5 protein-coding genes are annotated in these 11980 nt (G+C 73.8%); 4 read left to right on the forward strand and 1 reads right to left on the reverse strand.

The window, feature by feature from the left end; translation table 11 throughout:
* Positions 1-226: 226 nt before the first annotated feature.
* The 3 genes from ACIPSE_RS09720 (at position 227) to ACIPSE_RS09730 (ending at position 6988) form a co-directional block, all read left to right on the forward strand.
* Complete coding sequence (locus ACIPSE_RS09720; RefSeq protein ID WP_401659571.1) at positions 227-2662, forward strand: ATP/GTP-binding protein; 2436 nt, start codon at positions 227-229, stop codon at positions 2660-2662.
* A gap of 105 nt (positions 2663-2767) precedes the next feature.
* Positions 2768-4351, forward strand: coding sequence for a PucR family transcriptional regulator (locus ACIPSE_RS09725; protein WP_401659574.1), 1584 nt, complete (start codon positions 2768-2770; stop codon positions 4349-4351).
* 1191 nt (positions 4352-5542) lie between these two features.
* Positions 5543-6988 (forward strand): aldehyde dehydrogenase family protein, encoded by a 1446-nt coding sequence (locus ACIPSE_RS09730; RefSeq protein ID WP_401659577.1) that lies wholly within the window; start codon positions 5543-5545, stop codon positions 6986-6988.
* A gap of 82 nt (positions 6989-7070) precedes the next feature.
* On the opposite strand, the gene ACIPSE_RS09735 is transcribed toward ACIPSE_RS09730, so the two are convergent.
* Positions 7071-9929 carry a glycoside hydrolase family 3 C-terminal domain-containing protein gene (locus ACIPSE_RS09735; protein ID WP_401659580.1) on the reverse strand — a complete coding sequence of 953 codons (2859 nt, stop codon included), beginning with the start codon at positions 9927-9929 and terminating at the stop codon, positions 7071-7073.
* A gap of 346 nt (positions 9930-10275) precedes the next feature.
* Here ACIPSE_RS09735 and ACIPSE_RS09740 point away from each other — a divergent pair, with 346 nt between their 5' ends.
* Positions 10276-11976: an extracellular solute-binding protein gene (locus ACIPSE_RS09740; protein WP_401659583.1), complete on the forward strand. Its 1701-nt coding sequence runs from the start codon at positions 10276-10278 to the stop codon at positions 11974-11976.
* Positions 11977-11980 lie beyond the last annotated feature (4 nt).

Raw genomic sequence — 11980 nt, forward strand, 5'->3', positions numbered from 1 at the left:
GGGGATGGTGCGGACGCTTGTCTTCTTTTCTCGCAGGCTAGGGCGGGCGATGGGGGGTGGGCATGCTCCATGTGGGCGTTGTCCGGGGCCCGGGTTGTCCGTGATGGACATAGCGCCCCCGGCCCCCCGCTCACGGCCCTGGCCGCGTAAGCGGTGAACTCCCCTTGCGCGCGCGTTAGATTGACCGCTGACGGTGCACGGAACGGCTGGTCAGGGAGCAGGGGCGATGGACGGCGACGGGACGCAGGACGCGCGGGGCACGCACGCGAACCCGGTACCGCGCCCAGCGGGACCTCCGGACACCACACGGGTACCGCCACCGCCGGGCCACAGCCCCGGCGCCCGGGTCGCGGACTGGTTCAACGAACGCAGGCCCGAGGCCGAACCCGGCATCTGGCGCTTCGGCTACCGCCGCCCCAAGGCGGCCCGCAAGGCCGAGCGGCTCGCCCCGCTGACCATCGCGGGCATGCTGATCCCGCTGGTCCTCGGCATCATCGTGTGGTCCTTCTGGCGCCGCGGCGAGGTCCCCTACGAGTTCACCCTGCTGCGCCTGTTCACCCCGGACGACTGGTGGTGGGGCGGCACGCTCGCCACCCCCAAGGAACTGACGGGACGGCCGGTGCCGTACCCCGGTGTGGAGGCCCTGGAGGTCTACGCCGGGCTGTCCTTCGCGCTGCTCGTCTACCTCGTCACCCGGCTCGGCGGCTGGGGCACCGTCGTCCGCCACTACATCGGCCGCAAGGCGCAGCCCGCCCGGGCCCTGATCGCCGCCCTCGGCGCGCTGATCGCCCTCAGCTTCGTCTTCCCGGACTCCTTTCCCGTCGTCGGCTGGGACGCGGTCCCGGTGGTCACCCCGCTGTTCTCGCTGATCGTGCTGATCGGCGACGGGTACGGCGTCTACTCCTCGCCCTCCAAGGAACTGCTGGACACGCTCGTCACCCTGCTCGTGCTGTGGCCCTTCGCCCGGCTCGGCGGCTGGTGGCCGCTGCTGCGCGCCCGGCTCGCCGCCCGGCGCGGCGCCGACGGCTCGGACGCCCTCCCGGCGGCCGAGCAGCCCCGCGCGGGCTGGCCCGAGCTGCGCGAGGCCGGCCAGCACCGGGTCGCCGACGTGCTCACCGCCGAGGTCCTCGCCGGGCGGATGAACGACGTGGACTGCGCCCGCGTCACCCGCGGCTGGAGCCGCGCCCGCGGCCAGGGCCGCCTCGCCGACTTCACGGACACCGTGCTGCGCCAGGGCGCCGCCGCCTTCACCCACCCCTCCGGCGCCCGCGACCTGCCCCACCGCGCCGCCCGCCACGACCTGCTCACCGGACAGGTGCGCATCGGCCGCTGGGCCGAGGCCGAACGCACCCCCCTCGCCTACGGCGGCGTCGGCGCGGCCCTCGGCGCGCAGACCCTGCGGACCTCGCTGCTGGTCGTCGGACCGTCCGGCGCGGGCAAGACCCGGCAGGTCCTCGCCCCGGTCGCTGAGACCCTGGCGCTCCAGGCCCTCACCGGCGCCTGCGCCGTCGTCGTGGTCGGCGGCCCGGGCGGCGAACTCGGACCCGACACGGCGTACGACGTGGTGGTGCGCGTCGGCGACCCCGCCTCCGTCCACGACCTCGACCCGTACGCGGAGACCGGCGACCCCGACGAGGCGGCGGCGATCCTCGCCGAGGCGCTCGCCGGGGACCTCGACACGGTGGGCGCCGAGCGCGCGGCCCGCCCGCTGGCCCAGCTCCTCGGCCCCTACCGGGCCGCCCACGGCCGCTTCCCCGCCCTGCCCGTGCTGCGCGAGCTCCTCGACGGCGACCGGGCCGCCCTCACCGACCTGCGCGCCCGGCTCACCGACGACCGGCACGCGGCGATGCGCCGGGAACTCGACGCCCGCGTCCGGCAGACCGGCGCCGCCGGCGACCCCGGCCCCGTGCTCGCCGACCGGCTCGCCCTGCTGGACCGGCCGGCCTTCGCGGACTTCTTCGGCGCGGGCGGCGCGGACGGCTCGGGCGGTGCGGACGGCTCGGGCGGTTCCGGTGGCGGGGCGATCCGGCCGTTCTCGCTCCGGGCCATCGCCCACCACCCGCTGCGCGTCCGCGTCGACCTGCCCCAGCACGGGCACGAGGAGGCCGCGCGGCTGATCGCCCGGCTGGTCCTCGCCCAGTTCACCGCGGTCGCCCGCGAAGGCGCCCGCGACCACTTCCTCAGCCTCGTCCTCGACGACGCCACCGGCACCGTCACCCCCGGCTCGGTCCGCCGCGTCCAGCGGCTGCGCTCGCAGAACGCCGGGGTCGTCCTCGCGCTGCGCAGCGTCTCCGACGTCCCAGAGGCCCTGCACGGGCCGCTGTACGGGGCCGTCGGCTGCCGGATGGCGCTCGCCGGGGTGACGACCTGGGACGGCTCGCGCTTCGCCGACGCCTGGGGCACCGAGTGGGTGGAGACCAAGGACGTCGCCCAGCACGCCGTCTTCGCCGACCAGCCCATGACCCGGGCCATGCACGCCCTGCGCAAGCTGGTCACCGGCAAGGCCGTCACCACCGAGGCCGTCACCGTCCGCCAGATCGAGCGGGAGCGCTGGTCGGCGTCCGAGCTGGCGCACCAGGTGCCGCCGGGGCACGCCGTGCTCTCCCTCACCACCGTGACGGGCGAACACGCGCCCCCGCTGCTCCTCGACCTGCGGGCGTGAGGTGCTGCGGGGACCGTACGGTGAGGCAGAATCGGTATGAGCCGTTCATACACGGCGGCCAACTGATCGCCACGGTCACCCGCCTCCGAACGCTGTGAAGGCCCCATGCCCCCCACCCTCGCCTCGCTCGTCCACCACTCCGCGCTCAAGCTGACCGTGCGCGCGGGCGAGGACCGGCTCGACGTGCCCGTCCGCTGGGCCCACGTCAGCGAGCTGGCCGACCCCGTGCCGTACATGGAGGGCGGCGAGCTGCTGCTGATCACCGCGCTGAAGCTGGACGCGGAGGACCCGGCGGCGATGCGGCGCTATGTGAAGCGGCTGGCGGGCGCCGGGGTGGTCGGGCTCGGGTTCGCCGTCGGCGTCAACTACGAGGACATCCCCGACGCGCTCGTCCGCGCCGCCCGCGCCGAGGGGCTGCCCCTGCTCGAAGTGCCCCGCCGCACGCCGTTCCTCGCCATCAGCAAGGCCGTCTCCGCCGCCATCGCCGCCGACCAGTACCGGGCCGTCACCGCCGGGTTCGCCGCCCAGCGGGAGCTGACCCGGCAGGCACTCGCCGAGGGGCCCGAGGGACTCCTCGCCGCGCTCGCCTCCCAGGTCGACGGCTGGGCCGCGCTCTACGACGCGTCCGGCGCCGTCGTCGCCACCGCGCCCGAGTGGGCGGGCCGTCGCGCGGCCCGGCTCACCGCCGACGTGGAGCGGCTGCGCGACCGGCCCGCACCGGCCTCCTCGGTGGCCGGCGGCCCCGACACCGAGGACCGCGTCGAACTGCACTCCCTGGGCACCGGACGCCGCCCCCGCGCCGCGCTCGCCGTGGGCACCGCCGCCGCGCTCGGCACCGCGGAACGGTACGCCGTGCACTCGGCGATCGCCCTGCTCACCCTCACCACCGAACGCTCCCGCTCCCTGCACGCCGCCGAGCAGCGCATCGGCGCCGCCGTGCTGCGGATGCTGCTCGCCGGGGAACCGGACCACGCGCGCGCCGTCGCCGGGGGCCTGTACGGGTCGCTGCTGGACGCGCCGTTCCGCCTGATCGTCGCCGAGGCGGCGGGTCCCGGCGGCGCGGAGCCGTTGGCCGCGCTCACCGAGGCCGTCGAGTCGGCGGCGGCCCGCGCGGGGGAGGCCGTGCTCGTCGTCCCGGACGCGCAGGCCGACGCGGAGCGGCTGATCGTGCTGGCCGCGGACGACGGCGCGTCGGTGGCCGCGTGCGCGGAGCACGCCGCCGCGCTGGAGGCCGCACGCGGGCGGGACCGGGCCGCCGAGGAGCCCGAGCTGGTCGTCGGGGTGTCCGCGCCGGTCGGCCCGGTCGCGGTGGCCGCCGCGTACCGGCAGGCCGAGCAGGCGCTGTCGGTGGCCCGGCGGCGCGGCCGGATCCATGTCGAGCACGAGCAGCTCGCCGCCGGGTCCGTGGTGTCGCTGCTCGCCGACGACGCCGTGAAGGGCTTCGCCGACGGACTGCTGCGACCCCTGTACGAGCACGACGCGACCGGCCGCGGCGACCTCGTCGCCTCGCTGCGCGCCTGGCTCTCCCGCCACGGCCAGTGGGACGCCGCCGCGGCGGACCTCGGCGTCCACCGCCACACCCTGCGCTACCGGATGCGACGCGTGGAGGAGATCCTCGGCCGCTCCCTGGACGACCCGGACACCCGGATGGAGCTGTGGCTGGCCCTGAAGGCTACGTCGGCGGAGTGAGCCACGGGGGCTTCGCGGGAGGGCCGGCGGTGCCCGGGTGATCGCGGGACGGCCGGGGGAGTGGCACGCGGGCGGGCGGGTGTCCACGGGACGCCCGACGGCATCCTCCACGCCAGGGGCGGCGGCGTGCCTGCGGAGGGGTTGGTGGTGCGCCTGCGGAGTTGCCCGGTGGTGGCCCGGGCAGTGGTGCGCCTGCGGAGTTGCCCGGTGGTGGCCCGGGCAGTGGTCGGGGCGGGTCCGTCGGAGGGTCTGTGGTGGTCCAGGCCGTGGCTGACGGTGTGCCTGTGGAATGGCCGGCGTTGCGCCTGCGGAGTCGTCGGTGGCGGTCGGGGGGAGGCCGATGCCGGGCTCGCGGAGCGGTCGGGGGTGTGCCTGGCGGAGGGGCAGGTGGTGGCCCAGCGGGCGGCTGGCGTGTGTCCGTGGAATGGCGGGCGTTGCGTCCGCGGAGTTGATGGTGGCGGTCCGCGGAGGGGCCGATGCCCTGCCGCGGAGCGGTCGGCGGAGTGCACGCCGGACGCCTGCTGCCGCGCCGACTGCCGTGCCCGCTGGACGGCCGTTGCCCCGGACGGCTGATGCCGCGTCCGTCGGATGGGTGGTGCGGTGTCTGCCGGGGCCGAGCTGGCTGCCGCGTCCGCTGGACGGCCGATGTTGCGCTCACCGGACGGTTGGCGCCTCGTCCGTCGGATGGTTGGCGCCTCGTGCGTCGGATGGGTGGTGCGGTGTCTGCCGGGGCCGAGCTGGCTGCCGTGTCCGCTGGACGGTCGGCGTCGCGCTCACCGGATGGTCGGTGCCTCGTGCGTCGGATGGGTGGTGCGGTGTCTGCCGGGGCCGAGTTCGCTGCCGTGTCCGCTGGACGGTCGATGTTGCGCTCGTCGGATGGTCGGTGCCTCGTGCGTCGGATGGGTGGTGCCGTGTCTGCCGGGGCCGAGCTGGCTGCCGTGCCCGCCGGACGGTCGACGCCGCGTCTGCCGGACAGCCGGCGCCCCGCCCGTCAGACGGCCGTTGCCCGCCCGCCGGACAGCCCGTGCCCCGGCCGCGCGCCGGCTGGGCAGCTGTCCGGCGGGTCGGCGTACGACAAAGAGGCGTAAGCCGGGGGCGCATCACTACGGCTCGGACAAACGTCTCCGTCCCGTGGCCGTCCTACCGTGGGAGCCGCACACCACCCCCAACGCGGAAGGGCCGGACCCGCTCATGACCTCCACCACCGCCTTCTGGCTCGCCGGCCGCCAGGTCTCCGGCGCGGACACCTTCGACGTCACCTCGCCGTGGGACGGCCGGGTCGTCGGCAAGGTCGCCGTGCCCGACGACGCGCAGATCGAGGAGGCCGTCGCCGCCGCGTACGCCGTCCGCGACGAGTTCGCCGCGACGCCCGCGCACGTCCGGGCCGCCGCCCTCGACCACGTCAGCCGCCGGCTCGTCGAGCGCACCGAGGAGATCGCGCTGCTGATCTCCGCCGAGAACGGCAAGCCGATCAAGTGGGCGCGCGGCGAGGTCGGCCGGGCCGTGTCCGTGTTCCGGTTCGCGGCCGAGGAGGCCCGCCGGTTCAACGGCGGCGAGGCCCAGCGCCTGGACACCGACCTCGGCGGCCAGGGCCGGCTCGCGCTGACCCGCCGCTTCCCGAAGGGCGTCGTGCTCGGCATCGCGCCGTTCAACTTCCCGCTGAACCTGTGCGCCCACAAGATCGCCCCGGCCATCGCCGCCGGTGCGCCGATCATCCTCAAGCCGGCGCCCGCGACCCCGCTCTCCGGTCTGGTCATCGGTGAGCTGCTCGCCGAGACCGAGCTGCCCGCCGGTTCCTGGAGCATCCTCCCGGTGCCCAACGACCGGATGCCCGCCCTCGTCCAGGACGAGCGCCTCCCGGTCATCTCCTTCACGGGCTCCGAGACGGTCGGCTACGCGATCATGGACTCGGTGCCGCGCAAGCACTGCACGCTGGAGCTCGGCGGCAACGGCGCGGCGGTCGTCCTGGGCGACTACGCCTCCGACGCCGACCTCGACTGGGCCGCGACCCGGATCGCCACCTTCTCCAACTACCAGGGCGGCCAGTCCTGCATCTCGGTGCAGCGGGTCATCGCCGACGCCTCCGTCTACGACCGGCTGGTGCCGCGGATCGTCGCCGCCGTCGAGGCCCAGGTCACCGGTGACCCCTCCGACGACAAGACCGACGTCGGCCCGCTGGTGAGCGAGGCCGCCGCCGAGCGCGTCGAGTCCTGGGTCGAGGAGGCCGTCGAGGCGGGCGCGATCCTGCTCGCCGGCGGCTCGCGCGACGGCGCCTCGTACGAGCCGACCGTCCTGGCCGAGGTGCCGGCCACGGCGACGCTCGCCTGCGAGGAGGTCTTCGGACCGGTCCTGACCGTGCGGAAGGTCGACGGCGAGGCCGAGGCCTTCGCCGCCGTCAACGACTCCAAGTACGGCCTCCAGGCAGGGGTGTTCACCCACGACCTGCAGGCCGCCTTCCGCGCCCACCGCGCCCTTGAGGTCGGCGGTGTCGTGATCGGCGACGTCCCGTCCTACCGTGCCGACCAGATGCCGTACGGCGGTGCCAAGCAGTCCGGTGTGGGCCGCGAGGGCGTGAAGTTCGCGATGGACGACTACACCTACGAGCGGGTGCTCGTCCTGACGGGCATCGCCCTGTAGGTCACGCCTCCCCGAGGCCGACGGCCGGAGCCCGCTGTGCGGGGGCTCCGGCCGTCGGCACGTCGTCGGCTTCTCCGGACCCTCAACCGGGGAAGCCGACGTGCGCGAGCCGCAGCGGGCCGCGCAGCCTGAGACGGACGTCGTGCACCCCGGACGCCGTGAGCGGCGCGGCGAGGGTGCGGTAGGTGTACCGGTCGGTGGCCGGGGAGAGGGTGAGCGCGGCCTGCACGGGGCCGCCGTCCAGGGACAGTTCCACCGTGCCCTCGCCCGCCACGGTCACCGTCACCTCCGTGACGCCCGGCGCCTGCCCGAAGTCGCAGGCCCGGTAGAGGAGTTCGCCGCAGCGGTCCGCCGCCGGGGTCACCGACTCGCCCGTCGTGCGGGACCGGTCGACGATCGCGACGCCGCTCTGCTCGTCGAAGTCGGCGCCGTTCAGGCCGCGTTCGGCGACCGGCCGGGGGCGGGCCGGCTCGCCCTCCAGGACGACCGTGGTCCGCAGCCGGACGTCCTCGCTGGACGCGCCCGCCAGCAGCTCGTACGGACCAGGTTCCAGCCGTCGGCCGCCGTGCGCCACGTCCCAGAACTCCAGTGCGGACAGCGGCACTTCGAACTCCAGGTCGGCCCGCCCGCCCGGCGCGAGCGTCACCCGGCGGTGGCCCACCAGCTCCCGGCGCGGGCGCGGCACGGAGGGGTCCGCGGCCCGGACGTAGAGCTGGGCGACCTCGTCGGCCGTCCGGTCGGCTTTGTTGGTGACCGAGAACGAGACCCGCAGCACCCCGTCCGCCACCTCGGACGTGAGGTCCCCGTAGGCGAAGGACGCGTACGACAGCCCGTGGCCGAAGGGGAAGAGCGGGACGCCCTCGTAGTACAGATACGTCTGCCGGCCGCCGATCACGTCGTAGTCGAGCAGGTCCGGCAGGTCGGCGTCGTCGGCGTACCAGGTCTGCGGGAGCCGGCCGGCGGGGGAGACGTCACCGGCCAGCACCCGGGCGAGCGCGGTGCCGGCGGCCTGGCCGCCGTGCGCGGTCCACAGCGCGGCGCGCAGCGGGCCCGGCTCGAACGCGTAGGGGTAGGCCGAGGTGAGGACCAGGACCGTGTCCGGGTTGGCGGCGCGGGCCGCGCGCAGCAGGCGCTCCTGGTGGGCGGGGAGGGCGAGCGTCGTGCGGTCCTCGGTCTCGCGGCCGTTGATGTGCGGGTCGTTGCCCGCGACGACCAGGACGACGTCCGCGCCGGCGGCGGCCCGGGTCACGGCGTCCTCGCCGCGCTCGACGACGACCACCTCGAAGACCTCGGGGCTCTCCGCGGTCGCGGAGGTCTCCTGCGCCGGGTCGGCAACCTTCAGCCCGTCGGCGGCGACAACGAGGTGGCGATCCGTGCCCAGATGCCTGAGGAGGTGCCCGTTCGCGTGGGGTTCGAGCCGGAACGTCTCCTGGACGACCCACCCTCCGGGCTGGTCGGCGGAGGCGCGGACCCGCCCGTCCTCGGCGACCGAGAGGTAGCGGCCGTCGGGCGCGCGCAGGGTCAGCACGCCCTCGCCCCAGTCGACGAGCGCGAGTTCGGTGCCCCGCGCGCCGACCGTCAGCGGGGGCAGGTCCGTGCGGCCCGCCAGCAGCGCCGGGTCGAGGGCTCCCTCGGCACCGCGCGCCTCGTCACCGGTCTCCGTGTCCGCCTCCGGGACGTGCACGTACCGTCCCGCGGAGGTGCGCAGCAGGATGCGGTCCACGCCCTCCGCGAACTCCACGCGCTCGGCGCCGAACCGCTCGTACAGGCCCTCCAGCGGGGTCGAGCGGTGCAGGAGGGTGCCGCTGTACCAGTCGAGCTTGCACTCGTCGGCGAGCAGTCCGACCACGGCGAGGCGGGTGCCGGGCGCCAGCGGCAGGACGCCGTCGTTGCGCAGCAGGACGATCGCCTGCTCGGCCGCCTCCCGCGCGAGGGCGCGGTGCTCGGCGGTGTCGTACGCGCCGGGTTCGTCGTGGTCGTCGAACTCGCCGAGGCGGAAGCGGACCGAGAGCTGGCGGCGGACCGCCGTGTCGATGTCGGCCTGCGCCAACAGCCCTTGTTCGTAGGCCCTTTTGAGGCGTCCGACGATCGGGGCGCTGTCCGTGCCGTGGTCGGTGAAGCTGTCGACGCCGGCGACGAGGGAGGCCGCGGTGGCCTCCTCGTGGGTGTCGAAGTAGTGCTCGTGGTCGACGAGGTTGGTGGGCGCGCCCGCGTCCGAGCAGACCAGCAGGTCCTGTCTGGTCCAGGCGCGGAGCTGCTCGCGCAGATGCGGGGAGACGTGGTTGGGGCGGCCGTTGACCAGGTTGTACGCGGGCATCACCCCGGCCACCGCGCCCGCCTCGACGGTCGCGCGGAAGGCGCGCAGGTCGTACTCGTGCAGCACGCGCGGGCGCACCGAGCTGGACGAAGTGGCCCGGTCCGTCTCGTTGTTGTGGGCCAGCCAGTGCTTGAGGACGGGTGCGGTGCGCCAGTACGCGGGGTGGTCGCCGCGCAGCCCGCGGGTGTAGGCGGTGGCGATCGCGGAGGTGAGTTCCGGGTCCTCGGAGTAGCCCTCCTCGTTGCGGCCCCACAGGGGGTGGCGCAGCAGGTTCACCGTGGGGGACCAGACGTTGAGGCCGACGCGGTCGTCCTTGGCGCGCATCGCGCGCACCTCTTGGGACACGGCCTCGCCGATCCGCCGTACGAGGTCGGTGTTCCAGGTCGCGCCGAGCCCCACGGCCTGCGGGAAGACGGTCGCCGGGCCCATCCAGGCCACCCCGTGCAGGGCCTCCTGGCCGGTGCGGAACGCGGCGACGCCGAGGCGCTCGACGGCGGGAGCGAACTGGTGCAGGAAGGCGATCCGCTCGTCGGGCGTGAGGCGCGACAGCAGGTCGTCGACGCGCTTCGCGAGGGGCAGCCGCGGATCGCGGAAGGGTGGCATGGGCGGCGTGTGTGCGGTCACGTGCGGATCCCCTTGGCGTGGAACGAGGCGACTCTTTCGAAGCGCTTCGATGCTGGTTCGACACCCGGGCGGGTGTCAAGGGACAGGAGTCGCGTTTTCAAGCGGTGCATAAGAAAAGGTCACCTCCCGCGCCTCCGAGGAATCTTGGGAACGACCCTTGTGCACCCACAGGGCTTCACTTAACCTCACAGCAACATCGAAGCGCTTCGACTGGATGGCGACCGTAGAAGTCGTAAGAAGTCGTGAGAAGTCGAAGGAGCGCTTCAGCTCAGCCAGATCCACTCAAGACACCGCAGCCGACGGCTCCACCGCCGGGTGTCCTGGTGCGCCATGAAGGGTTGACGCAATGACGCCGAACGCCTCCGCCCCCTCCGCGGGCCCCTCCGGCCCGAGCCGGAGAAGTTTCCTCGCCTCCACGGCGGTCGCCACCGCCGCGGTCGCGGGCGGGATGCCGCTGCTCGCCGCCTGCGGCGGTTCGGACAGCGGCTCGCGGGACGGGACCACGTCGGGCAAGGACGCCAAGAAGATCCTCCCGGCGTACGTGGCCGGCAACGTGGTGACGCCGGACATCCCCGCGAAGAACGGCTCCGCGGCCGGCGTCACGAGCAAGCTCGACCTCGCCACGCTCAAGACCTCGGTCCCCGAGAAGCTCGGCAAGGGCGGCAAGGTCACCGTCATGTCGCCGTTCTGGGGCTCCCCGCCCAAGAGCGACAACGCCTACTACACGGCGATGAACGACCTGATCGGCGTCGACGTCACCTGGCAGAACCAGGACGGCAACACCTACGAGCAGAAGCTCGGCGCGGTCCTCGCCTCCAGCGAGGTGCCCGACGTGGTCGTGGTGCCCGGCTGGAACATGAACGGCAAGATCCCCAGCGCCATCATGAGCAAGTTCGCCGACCTCGGTCCCTATCTCTCCGGCGACGGGGCCAAGGACTACCCGAACCTGGCCGCGATCCCCACCGACGCCTGGCAGCGCTCCATCTTCGGCGGCAAGCTGCTCGGACTGCCGATGCCCTCGCCGTACGTCACCAACATCGTGCCCTTCTACCGCCAGGACATCTTCGACAAGGAGGGGTACGACATACCCACGTCCGGCGACGAGTTCCTGGCCCTGGCCAAGGAGATCACCAACGCCAAGGCCAAGCGCTGGGCGTGCATGGACATGAAGTGGACCGCCTTCCAGGCCTTCGGTGTGCTCTCCGGCGCGGAGAAGCCCCTCGGCTGGAACCTGGTCGACGGCAAGCTGATCAACCGCATCGAGACCGACGAGTACCTCGAAGCGATCGAGTGGTCCCGCAAGCTCTTCGAGGCCGGTGTCGTCCACCCCGACTCCGAACTGGGCAAGAACGCCCCCGACCCGGGACCCAAGTTCGCCAAGGGCGAGTTCCTGATCTACGCCCAGGACATCTCGCAGTGGTACAGCCGCACCGCCGAACAGGCCGCCCAGAACCCGGACTTCAAGATCTGGGGCATGGACGTCTGGGGCCACGACGGCGGCAGCCCGGTGCTGTGGGCGACCCAGCCGGCGAACATCTTCTCCTTCGTCAACAAGAAGGCCTCCGAGTCGGTCGTCCGCGACGTCCTCGCCGTCGCCAACGTCACCGCGGCGCCGTACGGCACCAAGGAGTACATGCTCACCAACTACGGCGTGGAGGGCACCCACTACACCGTCAAGGACGGTGTCCCCGCCAAGACCGACCAGGGCAACATCGACGTGCTCAACGCCTACGTCATGGTCGCGAGCCCCGCCAAGACCGTCGCCTACCCCGACTTCCCCGAGGTCGCCAAGGGCACCGTCGAATGGCAGCAGCGCATGGGCGCCTTCACCAAGAAGAGCTCCTTCTACGGCATGCAGATCACCGAGCCGAGCCGCTACACCAACCTCTCCAACGACTTCGAGCAGCTGGAGGACGACATCGTCCGCGGCCGCAAGAAGATCGGCGACATGCAGCAGGCCGTCTCCGACTGGAAGAGCAAGGGCGGCGACAAGCTGCGCGACTGGTACAAGCAGATCCTCGACGAGAACGGCTCCGCGGCCAACTGACCGG

The sequence above is a fragment of the Streptomyces sp. NPDC090106 genome, assembly GCF_044747265.1.
In the GTDB taxonomy this organism is placed as follows: domain Bacteria; phylum Actinomycetota; class Actinomycetes; order Streptomycetales; family Streptomycetaceae; genus Streptomyces.